At 59.9% G+C, this 18,026-nt stretch carries 15 protein-coding genes; 13 read left to right on the top strand and 2 right to left on the bottom strand.

Annotated elements, in window-relative coordinates:
* The first annotated feature begins 4 nt into the window (after window positions 1–4).
* Window positions 5–1,375 (top strand): MlaD family protein, encoded by a 1,371-nt coding sequence (locus CCGE531_RS10945; RefSeq protein WP_120664174.1) that lies wholly within the window; start codon window positions 5–7, stop codon window positions 1,373–1,375.
* A 38-nt stretch (window positions 1,376–1,413) separates the two neighbouring features.
* Complete coding sequence (locus CCGE531_RS10940; RefSeq protein ID WP_120664173.1) at window positions 1,414–2,028, top strand: ABC-type transport auxiliary lipoprotein family protein; 615 nt, start codon at window positions 1,414–1,416, stop codon at window positions 2,026–2,028.
* A 64-nt stretch (window positions 2,029–2,092) separates the two neighbouring features.
* On the opposite strand, the gene CCGE531_RS10935 is transcribed toward CCGE531_RS10940, so the two are convergent.
* On the bottom strand, window positions 2,093–2,491 hold the full coding sequence (locus CCGE531_RS10935) for an SRPBCC family protein (protein ID WP_120664172.1): 399 nt from the start codon (window positions 2,489–2,491) through the stop codon (window positions 2,093–2,095).
* A gap of 286 nt (window positions 2,492–2,777) precedes the next feature.
* Here CCGE531_RS10935 and gndA point away from each other — a divergent pair, with 286 nt between their 5' ends.
* Window positions 2,778–4,205, top strand: coding sequence for an NADP-dependent phosphogluconate dehydrogenase (gene gndA / locus CCGE531_RS10930; RefSeq protein ID WP_120664171.1), 1,428 nt, complete (start codon window positions 2,778–2,780; stop codon window positions 4,203–4,205).
* Window positions 4,206–4,266: 61 nt separating this feature from the next.
* Here gndA and CCGE531_RS10925 read toward each other — a convergent pair whose 3' ends face one another.
* Window positions 4,267–5,298 carry a LacI family transcriptional regulator gene (locus tag CCGE531_RS10925; RefSeq protein ID WP_120664170.1) on the bottom strand — a complete coding sequence of 344 codons (1,032 nt, stop codon included), beginning with the start codon at window positions 5,296–5,298 and terminating at the stop codon, window positions 4,267–4,269.
* A 463-nt stretch (window positions 5,299–5,761) separates the two neighbouring features.
* Here CCGE531_RS10925 and CCGE531_RS10920 point away from each other — a divergent pair, with 463 nt between their 5' ends.
* The 10 genes from CCGE531_RS10920 (at window position 5,762) to CCGE531_RS10875 (ending at window position 17,929) form a co-directional block, all read left to right on the top strand.
* The gene (locus CCGE531_RS10920) at window positions 5,762–6,997 is read left to right on the top strand and encodes an ABC transporter substrate-binding protein (RefSeq protein WP_120664169.1); all 1,236 of its coding nucleotides are present in this window, start codon (window positions 5,762–5,764) and stop codon (window positions 6,995–6,997) included.
* A gap of 212 nt (window positions 6,998–7,209) precedes the next feature.
* Complete coding sequence (locus CCGE531_RS10915; RefSeq protein ID WP_120664168.1) at window positions 7,210–8,115, top strand: sugar ABC transporter permease; 906 nt, start codon at window positions 7,210–7,212, stop codon at window positions 8,113–8,115.
* Window positions 8,116–8,119: 4 nt separating this feature from the next.
* Window positions 8,120–9,049, top strand: a complete 930-nt coding sequence (locus tag CCGE531_RS10910) for a carbohydrate ABC transporter permease (RefSeq protein ID WP_245459123.1) — start codon at window positions 8,120–8,122, stop codon at window positions 9,047–9,049.
* A gap of 3 nt (window positions 9,050–9,052) precedes the next feature.
* Window positions 9,053–10,144, top strand: a complete 1,092-nt coding sequence (locus tag CCGE531_RS10905; protein ID WP_120664166.1) for an ABC transporter ATP-binding protein — start codon at window positions 9,053–9,055, stop codon at window positions 10,142–10,144.
* Between the two features lie 58 nt (window positions 10,145–10,202).
* A complete protein-coding gene (locus CCGE531_RS10900) occupies window positions 10,203–12,671 on the top strand; it encodes a glycoside hydrolase family 2 protein (RefSeq protein WP_120664165.1) in 2,469 nt (822 codons plus the stop codon).
* 88 nt (window positions 12,672–12,759) lie between these two features.
* Window positions 12,760–13,521, top strand: a complete 762-nt coding sequence (locus CCGE531_RS10895) for a sugar phosphate isomerase/epimerase (protein WP_120664164.1) — start codon at window positions 12,760–12,762, stop codon at window positions 13,519–13,521.
* 11 nt (window positions 13,522–13,532) lie between these two features.
* The gene (locus CCGE531_RS10890) at window positions 13,533–14,666 is read left to right on the top strand and encodes a Gfo/Idh/MocA family oxidoreductase (RefSeq protein WP_120664163.1); all 1,134 of its coding nucleotides are present in this window, start codon (window positions 13,533–13,535) and stop codon (window positions 14,664–14,666) included.
* Window positions 14,667–14,735: 69 nt separating this feature from the next.
* A complete protein-coding gene (gene mgrA / locus CCGE531_RS10885) occupies window positions 14,736–15,767 on the top strand; it encodes an L-glyceraldehyde 3-phosphate reductase (protein ID WP_120666727.1) in 1,032 nt (343 codons plus the stop codon).
* An 82-nt stretch (window positions 15,768–15,849) separates the two neighbouring features.
* A complete protein-coding gene (locus CCGE531_RS10880) occupies window positions 15,850–17,460 on the top strand; it encodes a glycoside hydrolase family 43 protein (protein WP_120664162.1) in 1,611 nt (536 codons plus the stop codon).
* A 142-nt stretch (window positions 17,461–17,602) separates the two neighbouring features.
* Window positions 17,603–17,929 carry an RcnB family protein gene (locus tag CCGE531_RS10875; protein WP_120664161.1) on the top strand — a complete coding sequence of 109 codons (327 nt, stop codon included), beginning with the start codon at window positions 17,603–17,605 and terminating at the stop codon, window positions 17,927–17,929.
* Window positions 17,930–18,026 lie beyond the last annotated feature (97 nt).

Here is an 18,026-nt window from a genome sequence, read left to right as displayed (position 1 = left end):
GACAATGGAAACCAAAGCGAATTATACGATCGTCGGGTTCTTCACGCTGCTGGTTATCGCGGCGGCCTTCGGTTTCGTCTACTGGATGGCCGAGTACGGCCGCGGCGGTCCGATGGTCGAGCTCGTGGTGCGCATTCCCGGTTCGGCAAACGGCTTGAGCGTCGGTTCGCCTGTTCGCTTCAACGGCATCCAGGTCGGCTCGGTGCAGGGTCTGTCGATCGATGCCGACGATCCCAATTATTCTCTGGCTTTCACCCAGGTGCGCGCTGACGCGCCGGTCTATACCTCGACCAAGGCCATCCTGGAAATTCAGGGCCTGACGGGTGCCGCCTACATCGAGCTTTCCGGCGGCCGCAACGCCGACGAGAACATCCTGAAGCGTTCGGTCGATACCGGCAAGCGCGCGGTGCTGCTTGCCGATCAATCGAGCGTGACCAACCTGCTGGCGACGGCCGACAAGATTCTCAACCGCGCCAACGACACGATCGGCGACATCCAGGGATTTGTTTCGGATTCGCGCGGGCCTTTGACCGACACGGTGCGCAACGCGCAGAAATTCTCCAAGGCCGTCGCCGACAACTCCGACAATATCGACAGGTTCCTGGCAAGCGTCGGACAGCTGTCCGATACCTTCAAGACGGTCTCGGTCCGCGTCGACTCGACGCTGGATGCGATCGAGAAGCTGGTGCGCGCGGTCGATGCCCAGAAGGTCAACGACGTCATTGCCAATGCCGACAAGATTACGGCGAACGTGGCGGACGCCACGACCGACCTGAAGGCGACCGTTGCGAGCTTCAAGCAGACGGCCGATACTTACAATGCTTTCGGCCAGAAGGCGCAAAAGACGCTCGAGCAGGTCGACCAGATCATCGCATCGATTGATCCGGCCAAGGTCAGGGGATCGGTCGATGACGTTGCCGAGGCGACGAAGCAGGCGCGCGCAGCCGTCGCGTCGATCCGCGATGTCGCCAACTCCGTCGCCTCCCATCAGCGGGATATCGATCAGACGATCGCCAATGCCCGCGATATCTCCACCAAGCTCAATGCGGCGTCCGGCAAGGTCGACGGCATACTGACGAAGGTCGATTCCCTGCTCGGTAGTGACAGCACGCAGTCGCTGTTTGCCCAGGCCAAGGAAACGCTCGAATCCTTCAAGAAGACGGCTGACAATCTCAATTCGCGCATCGGCCCGATCGCCGACAATCTGCAGAAGTTCTCAAGCGGTGGCCTGCGCGATGCGCAGACCCTGATCAATGACATGCGGGGCACGGTTGACAATCTGAATAGTACAATCACAAATTTCGACCGCAATCCGCAGCGCCTGATTTTCGGCGGCGATACGGTCAAGACATATGATGGCCGCGCGCGGCATTGATGAATAGCGATATCTGATTTCCAGGGGATAAGCGGAACATGGTCGGTTGCGTGTCGAGTGAGCGTCATCAGGTGTGGAAAGCTGTGATCGCATTGCCGGTGCTCGCAGCCTTGCTCGGAGGCTGTGGAACCGCCTCCAACAATGACACCTACGATCTTTCCGCTTCGGTGAAGGCGAACGGGCCCTCGATCAAGAACCGCCAGATCCTCATCCCGCCACCGACGGCACTGCAGGCACTGGACAGCAACCAGATCGTCATCCGCGTCTCGCCTTCGGAAATCCAGTATCTCGGCAAGTCGCAATGGAGCGACAAGCTGAGCAGGATGGTGCAGTCGAAGCTGGTGGAAGCCTTCGAGAATACCGGTAAACTCGGCGGCGTCGGCGTGCCGGGGCAGGGCCTTGCGATCGACTATCAGATCGTTACCGACATCCGCTCCTTCGAGATCAATACCTCCGGCGGCCAGAAGACGGCGACGGTCGAAATCTCGGAAAAGATCCTGAACGACCGCACCGGTACGGTGAAGGCACAGAATGTCTTCCGCAAGGTCGTGCCGGTGACCGGCGGCGGCAACCCGGATTTCGTCCGCGCGCTCGACGCGGCGTTTGCGGGCGTGGCCGGCGAGCTCATCGATTGGACGTTGCGCTCGCTGTAAGGGCGCCTGGAGCTGTTCAGTTCTTCGCGGGATCTCGGTGCTGCTCTATCTCATTGGAATTGCTTCAGCGCTCCATAAGCTCTTTCAGTGTCTTCAGATCCTTCATTATGTGCGCGGCATCGGCGGCAAACTGTTCTTCGGTCATGCCGGGTAGCTGGAGCAGGGTGAACATGACCTCGCAACCATCGCCATTCGGTACGACGCGCAACGCATTGTGAACCTGCAGGCCGGATTCGAGCGTCACCCGATGATCGATGACGCCGAAGTCGTTGCGGGGCGAGAAGCGCACGCGAGCGGTGCCGAGGGGACCTTCCGCGACCCATTCGTCTCCGTCCTGCGTCAGTCCCGATGCCAGGCCCGAAGCCCAGAAAGGCATGTTTTCCGGACGGCTGGCGTAGCCATAGACTTCCTTCCAGTTACGATCGACGGAGATATGCACGATCTTCGTATTCATGGTCGACATGGTGTTTTCCTCCTCTATATCCCTCATGGGCTGACGATCGGTCAGGCAATGCGGCTTCGGGAAATGGATAAATCACGAATCCAGCAACATTCTTGCACAGTCCTGCAAAGGGGACGATTCACGGCTCGCGAAGGCTTGCCGTTTTCCGTCCGGAGTGCAACAACAACGCCGAACGTAGGGCCGTCGCAGGTCGCGTCGAGGGCATTGCGTCATATCGGATGTTGATGCGTCTTCCGGGTCTTCAGGGTAGGGCCGGGCGCAGTCAAAGACTCATTGGAGGATTGTCGTGGAAAAGGCAGAAATCGGGCTGATCGGTCTCGCGGTAATGGGATCGAATCTGGCGCTCAACATTGCCGAAAAAGGCAACAAGATCGCGGTCTTCAACCGTACGCCGCAAGTAACGGATGAATTCTACGCGAATGCTGGCGCGCTCAAGGACAAGATTATTCCCTGCAAGACGATCGAGGAGTTCGTCGATGCGATCCGTCCGCCGCGGCCGATCATCATCATGATCAAGGCCGGCGAGCCGGTCGACCAGCAGATGGCGGCGCTGCAGCCGCATCTCGACAAGGGCGACATCATGATCGACGCCGGCAATGCCAATTTCCGCGACACGATCGCCCGTTTCGATCGTCTGAAGGATACCGGCCTGACCTTCATCGGCATGGGTGTATCCGGCGGCGAGGAAGGAGCCCGTCACGGCCCGTCCATCATGGTCGGCGGCACGGAAGACTCCTACAAGCGCGTCGAGAAGGTCCTGACCTCGATTGCCGCCAAATACAAGGATGACCCTTGCGTTGCCTGGCTCGGCAATGACGGCGCCGGTCATTTCGTCAAGACCATCCACAACGGCATCGAATATGCCGACATGCAGATGATCGCCGAGATCTACGGCATTCTGCGCGACGGTCTCGGCAAGAACGCGGCTGAAATCAGCTCGATCTTCGGCGACTGGAACAAGGGCCGCCTGAATTCCTACCTGATTGAGATCACCGAGAAGGTTCTGGCCGCCAAGGACCCGGCGACCGGTAGCGCCATGCCTGATGTCATTCTCGACAAGGCCGGCCAGAAGGGCACCGGTAAGTGGTCTGCCATCGAAGCGCAGAACATGGGCATTCCGGCAACCGCGATCGAGGCGGCCGTTGCCGCCCGCAGCCTGTCGGCCATCAAGAGCCAGCGCGAAGCAGCCGAGAAGATCTTCGGCACGCCGGACTACAAGTTCCCGATCGGCTTCGGTCCCGACTTGCTGAAGGATCTCGAGCTTGCGCTATTCGCCGCCAAGATCGGCGCCTATGCGCAGGGCTTTGCAGTCATGGCGGAGGCCTCGAAGGAGTTCAACTGGTCGCTGCCGATGCCTGTTATCGCCAAGATCTGGCGTGCCGGCTGCATCATCCGGTCGCAGTTCCTCGACGAAATCACCAGCGCCTTCACCAAGACCCCGGATGCGGCGAACCTGATCGTCACGCCGGCCTTTGCCGATATGGTCAAGGAATCGATCCCGTCGCTGCGTCGCATCGTTTCGGCTGCGACCGCTGCCGGCCTGCCGGTTCCCGCTCTTGCTTCGGCGCTGACCTATTTCGACGCCTATCGCCAGGCTCGCGGCACCGCCAACCTGATCCAGGCGCAGCGCGACTTCTTTGGTGCGCACGGTTTCGACCGTGTCGACGGCAAGGATATCCATCACGGCCCATGGGGCAGCGGCGCGAACGGTTAAAAGAAACTGCAGAATCTGAAATGAAAAGGCTCGCCGGAGAAATCCGGCGGGCCTTTCGTTGTCAGCTGTTCGGCCAGACGGGCGGGCTGATGCTTTGCAGCAGTTTCGGCTCCACCCCGTCGATACGGGCGATGACTGCCTTGGCGAGTTCCCGGCCGGCATGGCGGAAATCTTCCGACACCGTGATGATCTCGGGCCTGATCCAGCTCAAGACATCGGCCGATTGCTTGGCGACCATGTCGATGTCGCGGCCGAGGCGGAAGCCCGCCGCCTCGATGCCGGCATTGACGGCGATGGCGCCGCCGCTGCTGGAGCAGATGATCCCGTCAGGCGCATGCGGAGAGCGCATCAGCGCTTCGGTCGTGTCCTTGATATCGGCAAGCGCGTTGTCGGTGGTTATCCTGAGCGGGACCTCCTCCGCACCATATTGATGTAGGCCGGTCTGGAAGCCGATGCGGGTATGGGAATAGTAGGTAAGCTTGCTGGAGGGCTGCAGCAGCGCCAGGCGACGCCGCCCTCTCGCAACCAGCGCACGGACGGCGTCGTGCGCGAAGGCTTCGTTGTCGAAATCATGGAAGGGGTGGGTGATGCCCATATCCGTGCGTCCATGCGTGGCGAAAGGCATGTTGCGATCATGCATGAGCTCGACGCGCGGATCGTCCGGCTCCGTACGCGATATGATGACGCCGTCGGCGGACCCGGTGTCGAGAATATAGCGCACCGGCACCAGCGGATCCTTGCTGTGCGAATGCGGCGTGATGACCAGGTGATATTGCGTGCCGGCCAGGACCTCGGAGATGCCGAAGACGATGTGGCTGGTAAAGCCCATGATTTCTTCGTCGATGCTCAGCACCAGGGCGATGACGTTGGTCTTGCCGGTTCTGAGGCGCACGCCGGCGCGGTTCGGCTGATAACCCAGTTGGCGGGCGACCATGCGCACGCGCTCCTTGGTTTCGGCGCCGATGTCGGGCGCATCTTTCAGCGCGCGCGAAACGGTGGTGATTCCAAGCCCCGTCATGAAGGCGATCGTCTTCAGTGTTGGCCGCTCGGGCCCAGACTGCGTGCCGCCGCCTGAAGTTTTCTTATTGTCCATTCCGTTCAAGCTTGCCTCCCGGCCGCCTCCCGCGGCCAATCCGCTTATATTGCCCACGCCTGCATCGCAAGCACAGGCGAAACGCCACGTCTCCTCCGCTCAAGATAGAAACTGTAACGATACAGTACGAATGTCGAGTACTATTTTAGACGGGTATTTCGGCGGTATTTCTAAGAGTTGTATCCACGCCTGCCGGCAAATCGCTTTCCATCCATGGTATGGCATCAAAGATGCCGTCGATGCATTTTCATAATTATATTATTTATAATCAACGATATACAAAATCATGCCATGATGCCAACCTGTTGAAAAGCGGGTGTCGTCGACTTGATTTTGCAGGCGATAATTTACTCATAGGTTGTATAATCACCCATTGTCGAAAAAAATCCAGAGTTGGCGGTTGCGCGGCGAAAATGATTCGACTACGTTTTTCCGGCAACGTTTCAGTGAGGGAGGAGAACTCATGAATATTCGTTTAATGGCTGCCGCTTTGCTCGCATCTGTCGCGGCTCCGGCTTTTTCGGCAAATGCGGCCGATCTTGAGGTTACGCATTGGTGGACCTCGGGCGGCGAAGCAGCCGCTGTGGCCGAGTTGGCAAAGGCTTTCGACGCCACCGGCAATCACTGGGTCGATGGCGCGATCGCCGGCTCGGGTGGGACTGCGCGTCCGATCATGATCAGCCGCATTACCGGCGGCGATCCGATGGGCGCCACCCAATTCAACCACGGCCGCCAGGCCGAGGAACTGGTGCAGGCGGGCCTCATGCGCGACCTGACCGATGTCGCTACGAAAGAGCACTGGAAGGACATCATTCGCCCATCCAGCCTGCTCGATTCCTGCACGATCAACGGCAAGATCTATTGTGCGCCGGTCAATATCCATTCCTGGCAGTGGCTCTGGCTTTCGAACGCAGCCTTCAAGAAGGCCGGCGTCGAGGTTCCAAAGAACTGGGATGAGTTTGTCGCCGCAGCTCCCGCGCTGGAGAAGGCCGGGATCGTTCCGCTTGCCATAGGCGGTCAGCCCTGGCAGGCGACCGGCGCCTTCGACGTGCTGATGGTCGCCATCGCCGGCAAGGACACCTTCCAGAAAGTATTTGGCGACAGGGATGCGAAAGTAGCGGCTGGGCCGGAAATCGCCAAGGTCTTCAAGGCCGCCGACGATGCCCGCAAGATGTCCAAGGGCTCCAACGTTCAGGATTGGAACCAGGCCACGAACATGGTCATCACCGGCAAGGCCGGCGGCCAGATCATGGGCGATTGGGCGCAGGGCGAATTTGCCCTCGCGGGTCAGAAGGCCGGCACGGACTATACCTGCCTTCCGGGTCTCGGCGTCAACGAAATCATCTCGACGGGCGGTGATGCGTTCTACTTCCCGCTGCTGAAGGACGAGGCCAAGTCGAAGGCTCAGGATGCTCTCGCCAAGACGCTTCTCGATCCGAAGACGCAGGTTGCCTTCAACCTGAAGAAGGGCTCGCTGCCCGTGCGTGGCGACGTGGATCTCACGGCCGCCAATGATTGCATGAAGAAGGGCCTGGAGATTCTGAAGAAGGGTAACGTGATCAAGGGTACGGACCAGCTTCTTTCTGCCGACACGCAGAAGCAGAAGGAAGACCTGTTCTCCGAGTTCTTCGCCAATCCTTCGATGACGCCGGAAGCGGCTCAGAAGCGCTTCGCCGAGATCATCGCTGCTGCCGACTGATCTCTATCTTCTCGCTGTAGTGATACCGGCCTCGCGTTGCGGGTCGGTATCACGGCCGGGACATGCCCTGTGATCCGGCTGGCTACAGCGCCTCTTGGGCGGCGGACCCACAGGGATGTGACGTTCGGCCGTGGATGAGGAGGGAGCGACAGGAACCGCGGTGTAGCCCAGTTCCTGATCATCGAAGCAGTCGCGCTTCAGAAGGAGCTACAATGACGGGTCACGCGAAAGCCGGCCGGCCAAATCAATTTCTGCGCAATCTGAACTCGAAGATTGCATCCATTCCAATGATCCTGACGGCCGTCGTCATCTTCCTTGGCGGCACAATCTGGACGGTGGTTTATTCCTTCACCAATTCAAAGCTGCTGCCACGTCTCAGCTTTGTCGGACTGGACCAATACTACCGTTTGTGGGCAGCGCCGCGTTGGGTCATGTCCATCGAGAATCTCGCTGTTTACGGCATTCTTTCCATGATCTTCAGTCTCGTCATTGGCTTTATGCTAGCTGCGCTGATGGACCAGAAGATCCGGTTCGAAAACACGTTCCGCACGATTTTCCTCTATCCTTTCGCCCTCTCTTTCATCGTCACCGGCCTCGTCTGGCAATGGCTGCTCAATCCCGAATTCGGCATCCAGTCGGTGGTGCGTTCGCTCGGTTGGACGACCTTCGCTTTCGATCCGCTCTACACGCCGAGCATCGTCATCTATGGCGTGCTGATCGCAGCACTCTGGCAGGGAACAGGCCTCGTGATGTGCCTGATGCTCGCCGGCCTGCGCGGCATCGACGAAGATATCTGGAAAGCGGCGCGCGTGGATGGGATACCCATGTGGAAGACCTATCTGTTCGTTATCATTCCGATGATGCGCCCGGTCTTCATCACGACCCTGGTCATCATCGCCAGCGGTATCGTCAAGGTCTACGACCTCGTCGTCGCGCAAACGAGCGGCGGACCCGGCATCGCTTCGGAAGTCCCGGCGAAATACGTCTACGACTACATGTTCCAGGCACAGAATCTCGGCCAGGGATTTGCAGCTTCCACCATGATGCTGTTGACCGTCGCGATCGTCGTCATCCCCTGGGCTTACCTGGAATTCGGCGGAGGGCGCAAACGTGGCTGATACTATTACTCTCAAGAATGCGAACGGCGATGTTGCCTCGAAGGACAAGACGCTCTCGGGACCGAGTGGCCGCAAGCCGCGCCGGGTGATTTCCGGCCGCAACATCATGCTCTACGGCACGCTCTTCGTTGCCGCGATCTACTATCTGTTGCCGCTTTATGTGATGATCGTCACCTCGCTGAAGGGAATGCCGGAAATCCGGCTCGGCAACATCTTCTCGCCGCCGCTCGAGATCACATTCGAACCATGGGTGAAAGCCTGGGCAACGGCTTGCACCGGCCTCAATTGCGACGGTCTTTCCCGCGGCTTCTGGAATTCCGTCCGCATTACCGTGCCGTCCACGATCCTCTCGATCGCGATTGCTTCGGTCAACGGCTATGCGCTCGCCAACTGGCGGTTCAAGGGCGCGGATTTCTTCTTCTCGATCCTCATCGTCGGCGCGTTCATCCCCTATCAGGTGATGATCTATCCGATCGTCATCGTCCTGCGCGAAATCGGTATCTACGGTACGCTCAGCGGGCTTATCCTGGTGCACAGCATCTTCGGCATGCCGATCCTGACCTTGCTGTTCCGCAATTATTTCGCGTCGCTGCCTGCGGAGCTTTTCAAGGCCGCGCGCATCGACGGCGCCGGCTTCTGGCAGATTTTCCTGCGCATCATGCTGCCCATGTCGCTGCCGATCTTCGTCGTCGCCATGATCCTGCAGATCACGGGTATCTGGAACGACTTCCTGTTCGGCGTCGTCTTCACCAGGCCTGAGTACTATCCGATGACCGTCCAGCTCAATAACATCGTCAATTCTGTCCAGGGCGTGAAGGAATACAACGTCAACATGGCGGCAACGATCCTTACCGGCCTTGTTCCACTTATCGTCTATTTCGTCTCCGGACGGCTTTTCGTTCGGGGCATCGCCGCCGGCGCAGTGAAGGGGTGATCCATGAACAGCAGCGTTTCCATCAAAGACCTGTCGCTCGATTTCGGCGCGGTCACCGTTCTGAAGAACCTCAATCTTGAGATCAATGACGGCGAATTCCTGGTGCTGCTCGGTTCGTCGGGCTGCGGCAAGTCGACCTTGCTCAACTGCATCGCCGGCCTGCTCGATATCACCGAGGGGCAGATCTTCATCAAGAGCAAGAACGTCACCTGGGAAGAGCCCAAGGATCGCGGCATCGGCATGGTGTTCCAGTCCTACGCCCTTTATCCGCAGATGACGGTCGAGAAGAACCTGTCCTTCGGCCTGCGCGTCGCCAAGGTGCCGCAAGCGGAGATCGACAAGCGCATCGCGCGGGCGGCCGAGATTCTGCAGATCCAGCCGCTCCTGAAGCGCAAGCCGGCCGAGCTTTCGGGCGGCCAGCGCCAGCGCGTCGCGATCGGCCGTGCCCTGGTGCGCGATGTCGACGTCTTCCTCTTCGACGAGCCGCTGTCGAACCTCGACGCCAAGCTGCGCTCGGAGCTGCGCGTGGAAATCAAGCGGCTGCACCAGTCGCTGAAGAACACGATGATCTACGTCACCCATGACCAGATCGAGGCGCTCACGCTTGCCGACCGCATCGCGATCATGAAGAACGGCGTCATCATGCAGCTCGACGATCCCACGACGATCTATAACGAGCCGCGCAATCTCTTCGTCGCAGGCTTCATCGGCTCTCCGTCCATGAACTTCCTCAAGGGCGAGTTGGTGAACCGCGAAGGCAAGGTCGTATTCGCGACCAGCGACGTGCTGTTTTCTCTCGATGGCTACAAGGCCGGCGAGGCGCTGCAGGCAGGCCGTAAGGTCGTGCTGGGCGTCCGTCCCGAGCACATCAAGGTCAATGAGGCGGCTGCGTCCGGCGCCGAGGTCCACAATGCCACCGTCGATATTGAGGAGCCGATGGGCGCCGATAATCTGCTGTGGCTGAATCATGCCGGCCATACGATGTCGGTTCGCGTCAACGGCGCGAGGCGCTTTGGCCCCGGTTCGGCCGTAAAGCTTGGCTTTGACATGTCTCTCGCATCGCTCTTTGATGCGCAGACAGAACTCAGAATATGATCACATGCCCGGAGGCGGTCTGACCGCCTCCTTCTTTGCAGCGGTCCGAGGAGGTCCGATGTCGTCTTCGATCAATGATAATTTCACCGTCGATCTGGCCGGGTCGTGGAGGCTGACCTCTCCCGACAGCGACGATTCGGTTGCCATGTCGCTGCCCGGCGATGTCCACTCGGCGCTGCATGCGGAAGGGCTTATTCCCGATCCCTATTTCGGCCGCAATGAAGAGGTGGTGCAGTGGGTCGCCAAGCAGGATTGGGAGCTGACGCGCAGCTTCACGCTCGATGATATCAGCGGCGACTGGTATCTCGATATCGATTATCTCGACACCGTCGCAAGCGTCTATGTCAACGATACGCTCGTGCTGGCGGCCAACAATTGCTTCCAGCGCTATCGTCCCGATGTGTCCAAGGCGCTGAAGACCGGTGAGAACACCATTCGCATCGTCCTGCATTCGAGCATCGCGGCAGGCGCCGCCCTGCAGGCGAAGCAACCTTTCTACATTCCCTACAGCACGGGCAATTCGCCGATCCCGAACGGCAACATGCTGCGCAAGCCGCAATGCCATTTCGGCTGGGACTGGAACATTGCGATCGCACCGCTCGGCCTCTACGGCACGATCGCGCTGAAGAGGCTCGAGATCGCGCGCATCGAGACGATCGTCACCCAGCAGCTTCACAACGACGACGGCTCCGTCGATCTCAAGGTGACGGTGGCGCTGTTTGCCAAGGGAACTGGGATCGCGCAGCTCTATTTCTCGCTCGACGACGAGCGGGTGCGCCTCGATGTCGGCGTCAATGCTGGCGAAACCTCGATCACCCATGTCTTCCATGTCGACAAGCCCAAGCTCTGGTGGCCGGCTGGCAATGGCGAGCAGGCGCTCTATGCGCTCTCCGTGGAAACCAATTTCGAAACCGTCACGCGGCAGATCGGCCTGCGCACCGTCGAGCTGATCACCGACGAGGATGAGGCCGGAAGCCGCTTTGCGCTGAAGGTGAATGGCCGCGAGATTTTTGCGCGCGGGGCGAACTGGATTCCGGCCGACGCGCTGTTTTCGCGCTCCAATCCGGCCGCGACCGAGGACCTCCTGCAATCGGCGGCGGCGGCCAATATGAATGTCATCCGTGTCTGGGGTGGCGGCTTCTACGAGCACGACTGGTTCTACGACACCTGCGACCGCCTTGGGTTGATGGTGTGGCAGGACTTCATGTTCGCCTGCAATCTCTATCCCTCGACGGGCGATTTCCTGGAGAATGTCGAAGCAGAGGTGGACTATCAGGTTCGCCGGTTGGCAACGCATCCCTCGATCGTTCTCTGGTGTGGCGACAATGAGCTGGTGGGCGCGCTCACCTGGTTCGAGGAATCCCGTAAGGATCGTGATCGCTACCTCGTCTCCTACGACCGCCTGAACAGGACGATCGAGCGGGCGATGAAGAAGGCGCTGCCGGACGCGATCTGGTGGCCGTCGAGCCCGGCGTCGGGCTATCTGGACTTCGGCGACGCCTGGCATGCCGATGGCTCCGGCGACATGCATTACTGGTCGGTCTGGCACGAGAACAAGTCCTTCGACAATTATCGTTCCGTGCGCCCGCGCTTCTGCTCGGAATTCGGCTTCCAGTCCTATACCTCGCTGCCCGTCATCAAGACCTATGCCGAGGCGAAGGATATGAACATCGCCTCTCCGGTCATGGAGCTGCACCAGAAGAATGCCGGCGGCAACGAGCGCATTGCCGGCACGATGTTCCGCTATTTCCGCTTCCCGAAGGATTTCCTGAATTTCGTCTATTTGAGCCAGGTCCAGCAGGGTCTCGCCATCAAGACGGCGGTGGAATATTGGCGCTCTCTGAAGCCGCATTGCATGGGCACCATCTACTGGCAGCTCAACGACACCTGGCCTGTGGCCTCGTGGTCCAGTCTCGACTACGGCGGTCGGTGGAAGGTGATGCATTATCTGGTGCGACGCTTCTTCCAGCCGGTATCGGTTGCGGCAATTCCCTCCGAAGACAACAAGACGATCCGCTTCTCCCTGGTCAATGACACCAATGCCGACGTCACGGCCGATATTTCGGTATCGCTGCTCAGGCTTGATGGTGAGCGCGTGCCGCTGACCACGGCGCATGCCGTCTGCACGCCGGATGCGGCGGTGACGGCACTGTCGATCGATGCCGATCAGGTGCCGGCCGATTGCCTGCTGGCGTGGCGTTTCAGCGCCTCGAACGGCATGGGCGGCGAGGGGCATTATGTCCACGGCACCTACAAGGCCCTGGAGCTTCAGCCCGCTGGCCTGACGGTGCTGAGGGAAGAGAAGGCGGAAAACGGCACGGTGGAACTCACCGTCACCGCCAAGGGACTTGCGCTATTCGTGATGATCGAGAGCGAGGTGGAGGGGCGTTATTCCGACAATGCCTTCGATCTTGCCGCCGGCGAAAGCCGCCGCATCATCTTCACGCCGACAAAGCCGCTGGCGGGCGGCGTGCCGGACTTCCGTATCTACGATCTGCAATCCAGCCAGTCGGTGGACGGCCAGTAGGTGGGATTGATCTATCGCGCCGTTAAGGCGGCGCTTTCGGGGCCACAAGCCCAAGACAGACGGCCGGAAGGCCAATGGAGGACTATCGATGACGAAACTTGGATTTCAGCTTTATAGCGCCCGCAATTTCCAGCCCTATTCGGAGATTTTCGTAAAGCTCGGCAAGGCCGGCTACGCCGAGGTCGAGGGCTTTGGCGGCATCTATGCCGATCTGGACGAGACGGGCCTGAAGAACCTGCGCGCCGAACTCGACGCGAATGGCCTGACGATGGCGAGCGGCCATTTCAGCCCGGATTTCCTCGATGGCGAAGTGCAGAAGTCGCTTACAATCGCCAAGACGCTGGGCATGGATTCGATCTATGCGCCGCATATCGGCGCTGACCAGCGTCCGAGCGATGCCGCCGGCTGGCGCGCATTCGGCAAGCGCCTGCATGAAATGAGCAAGCCTTACAAGGATGCCGGCTTCGAGTTCGGCTGGCACAATCACGACTTCGAATTCGTCAAGCAGGCCGACGGTTCGATGCCGATCGAGCAGATCTTCGAGGCCGCTCCGGATATTTCCTGGGAAGCCGACATTGCCTGGGTGATCCGTGGCGGCGGCGATCCCTTTGCCTGGATCGAAAAGCTGGGTCCGCGCATTACCTCCGTTCACGTCAAGGACATCGCGCCGGCTGGTGAGAACAAGAACGAGGACGGTTGGGCAGATGTCGGTCACGGTACTGTCCCGTGGGCGAAGCTGCTCAAGGCGCTGGCCGGCACCAAGGCCAAGCACTTTATCGTCGAACATGACAATCCGAGCGACGTCGATCGCCTGATCACCCGCTCCATCGCATCTTTCAAGAGCTTTTGAGGCACTTCCACATGGCTAAGGAACTTGGCGTCGGCATCATCGGATGCGGCAATATCTCAACGACCTATTTCTCGCTCTCGCCGCTCTTCAGGGGCCTGAAGGTGCTGGCATGCGCGGATATCAACATGGATGCGGCGCGCCTGCGCGCCGAGGAATACAAGGTCAAGGCCCAGACCATCGACGAGCTGCTCGCCAATGACGAGCTCGACGTTATCGTCAACCTGACCATTCCGGATGCGCATTTCCCGGTTTCCAAGCGCATCCTCGAAGCGGGCAAGCACGTCTACTCCGAAAAGCCGCTGGTGCTGACGCTGGAGCAGGGTGAAGAGCTGCGCCGTATCGCCAAGGAAAAGGGGCTCGCCGTCGGCTGCGCTCCGGATACCTTTCTTGGTGGCGCGCATCAGCTCGCGCGCAAATTCATCGATGACGGCGGCATCGGCCGTGTTACCTCGGGCGCATGCTACGTCATGAGCCCGGGCATGGAAATGTGGCATCCGAACCCGGACTTCTTCTTCCTTCCCGGTGGCGGCCCGATCCTCGATCTCGGTCCCTATTACGTGGCTAACCTGATCAACCTGATCGGTCCGGTGAAGCGCGTCGGCGCGATGACCTCGATGGCGTCGCCGACCCGCACCATCACCAGCCAGCCGCGCAATGGTGAGAGCATCCCCGTGAAGACGCCGACGACGATCCAGGCTCTGCTGGAATTCGTCAGCGGCGCAAGGATCACGCTGACGGCGAGCTGGGATGTCTGGTCGCACCGCCATGCCAATATGGAGCTCTACGGCACCGAGGGCTCGCTCTACGTGCCCGATCCGAACTTCTTCGGCGGCACCGTCGAGGCGAGCGGTCGCGACAAGGACATCAAGCCGCTGGAAAACTGGGCGCATCCTTTCGGCATCCCTAACCAGGAAAGCCCGAGCGGTTCCCGCGCCAATTATCGCACGGCCGGCCTTGCCGACCTTGCCGCGTCGCTGATCGACGGACGGGATGCGCGTTGCTCGCTGGACCGGACGCTGCATGGCGTCGACGTCATGACTTCGATCCTGAAGTCCGGCGAGGAAGGGCGTTTCATCGACCTGAGCACGACCTGCACGCAGCCGGCGGCACTCGGCATCGAAGAGGCGCAGGCGCTCTTGAAGTAAGCGCTGGAAGAGCTAGTTTTGCGCGCGGGTGGGCAATCCGCGCGCTTTTTCATCTCGAAGGAATCCATCATGGCCTGGCAACCGGCATCCGATCGTTATTCAAAAATGAAATACAACAGGACAGGCCGTTCCGGTCTGAAGCTGCCGGCGGTCTCGCTGGGGCTCTGGCACAATTTCGGCGGCGACACGCCGCATGACCGCAAGATCGACATGTGCCGCACCGCCTTCGATCTCGGCATCACCCATTTCGATCTCGCCAATAATTACGGCCCGCCTTCCGGCAGCGCCGAGACCGCTTTCGGCGAGATCCTGCGCACCGAATTCGCCGGCCTGCGCGACGAGCTGATCGTCTCCTCCAAGGCAGGCTACGATATGTGGCCGGGTCCCTATGGCGAATGGGGCAGCCGCAAATATCTGATCGCCTCCTGCGACCAGAGCCTGAAGCGCATGGGCCTCGACTATGTCGATATCTTCTATTCCCATCGCTTCGATCCGGACACGCCGCTCGAAGAAACCTGCGGCGCGCTCGATCATATCGTCCGTTCGGGCAGGGCGCTTTATGTCGGGATTTCCTCCTACAATTCGCAGCGCACGCGCGAGGCGGCCGCAATCCTGAAGGAACTCGGCACGCCATGCCTGATCCATCAGCCGAGCTATTCCATGCTCAATCGCTGGGTCGAAGATGACGGCCTGGTGGACACACTGGAAGATCTCGGCATCGGTTCCATCGTCTTCTCGCCGCTCGCGCAGGGCATGCTGTCGACCAAGTATCTGGGCGGCATTCCGGACGACAGCCGCGCGGCACAGAACCACTTCCTGAAGCGCGACTTCATTCGTCCGTCGATCATCGACAATATAAGAAAGCTCAATGAAATCGCCGAGAAGCGCGGCCAGACGCTGGCGCAGATGGCGATCGCCTGGGTTCTGCGCGGCGGTCGCATCACATCGGCCCTGATCGGCGCCAGCCGCTCGTCGCAGATCGTCGACTGCGTCAAGGCGCTCGACAATCTCGACTTCACGGCGGAAGAGCTGAAACAGATCGATGTCTATGCCAAGGAGGCGGATATCAATCTCTGGGCCAGGTCGGCCGAACGGGACTGACTATCATAAAACGCCCGGAACCTGGTTCCGGGCGTTCTATTTTACATCGCCGCTTGTCGTAGTCTCTGGAGGAGAGAGTTTCATGATCCGCAATCCGATCCTGCCGGGCTTCAACCCCGACCCATCCATCTGCCGTGTCGGCGAGGACTATTATATCGCCACCTCGACATTCGAATGGTATCCGGGCGTGCAGATCCATCATTCGCGTGATCTCGTGAACTGGACGCTCGTCAGGCGGCCGCTGGAGCGTGCCTCGCAGCTCGACATGCGCGGCGAGGCCGACAGCTGCGGCATCTGGGCGCCTTGCCTCTCCTACGCGGATGGCCTGTTCTGGCTCGTCTATACCGACGTCAAGCGCTATGACGGCAACTTCAAGGATGCCCATAATTACATCGTGACGTCACCGACCATCGAGGGCGAATGGTCCGAGCCCGCTTATGTCAATTCATCCGGTTTCGACCCCTCGCTGTTCCATGACGATGACGGGCGCAAGTGGTTCGTCAACATGCAATGGAACCATCGTACCGAAAGCTATGGCGGCTCGCCGAAGACGCCGGCCTTTGACGGCATCCTGCTGCAGGAATGGGACCCGGTGGAGAAATCCTTGAAGGGGCCGATCAGAAACATCTTTGCCGGCACGGAACTGGGGCTGGTCGAGGGGCCGCATCTCTTCAAGCGCAACGGCTGGTACTATCTGACCACGGCGGAAGGCGGCACCGGCTATGATCATGCCGTGACCATGGCCAGATCCCGTGACATTGCCGGACCCTACGAATTGCATCCGGAAAAGTATCTGATCACCTCCAGGGATCATCCGGAGGCGGCGTTGCAACGTGCCGGCCACGGCCAATATGTCGAGACCCATGACGGTCAGTTCTATCATACGCATCTTTGTGGGCGGCCTTTGCCGCCTCATCGTCGCTGCACGCTCGGCCGCGAGACCGCTCTGCAGAAATGCGTGTGGAAAGAGGATGGCTGGCTCTATCTCGAAAACGGCACCAGCGTTCCCGATGTCGAGGTGGCTGGCTTGAACGGTGCCCAGCGCATCGAAAAGCCACGGCGCAGCGGCTATAATTTCGATGAGCGCGAATTGCCGATGGATTTTCAATGGCTGCGCACGCCGCAGCCGGAACGCATCTTCAACCTGACGGAACGTCCTGGCCATTTGCGGCTTATCGCTCGCGAGAGCATCGGCTCCTGGTTCGAGCAATCGCTTGTCGCCCGCCGCCAGGAGCACCACAGCTTCCGCGCCGAAACGGTCGTCGACTTCGAGCCCGACACTTACCAGCAGGTTGCCGGCCTGACGCATTACTACAATCGCTTCAAGCTGCACGCCATTGCTGTGACCTTGCACGAGAAGCTCGGCCGCTGCGTCACCATCATGACCTGTCCGGGCGACTATCCGAACGGTCGCCTGAGTTTTCCGATCGAGGGCGGGGTCGCCGTGCCCGATGGGAGGATCCAGCTTGCCATGGAAGTGCGCGACAACGACCTGCAGTTCTTCTGGCAGGCGGAGGGTATGGGAGCATGGCAGGCCATCGGGCCGATGCTCGACGCCGGCGTCATCTCGGATGAGGGCGGGCGCGGCGAGCATGGCTCCTTCACCGGCGCTTTTGCGGGCGTGTTTGCCTTCGACACGTCGGGTCGGGCGAAAACGGCGGATTTCGACTGGTTCAACTATGATGAATTGTAAGTTCGGCGATGGCTTGCTGTGATGTGACGCGAGGCTGCATCAGCCGATCCCGCCCATTACCGAATTGTAATTCGACTGTCAGATTCGTTTCATGTCTGTCACGATAAGTTCGCGCGCAGATTCTGAAATGAGGAAACAACCAATGAGAAAAATCTTCACCGTCCTTCTTGCGGCGTCCGTTCTGGCGATGCCGCTGGCTGCGACAGCGCAGGTCAAGCCGGCTCCGGCCGGCAAGCAGGCCGTCATGCAGAAAGAGGTGGTGAAGAAGAAGGTCGTCGTCCGCAAGGGCGGCTGGGTCAAGGGGCGCCGCCTGTCCGCATCGGATCGGCACCGTGCGACGGACATCGATTATCGCGCCTATCAGTTGTCCGCGCCGCCGCGCGGCTATCACTGGGTTCGCATCAAAAGCAATTTCCTGCTCGTCGGCATTACGAGCGGCCTGATCTCGAAGGTGCATGACGCCCGATAGATCGGGCACAATCTTCGCCAAGTGACGTAAGGGCGGCCCTCTGGGTCGCCCTTTTCCATGCCGTCAATATAAGGCGTATCTTGAATCAAAATCCCCG

Source organism: Rhizobium sp. CCGE531 (genome assembly GCF_003627795.1).
In the GTDB taxonomy this organism is placed as follows: Bacteria; Pseudomonadota; Alphaproteobacteria; order Rhizobiales; family Rhizobiaceae; genus Rhizobium.
The sequence above is the reverse complement of the archived record's forward strand: the minus strand, read 5'-3'. Positions and strand labels throughout refer to the sequence as shown.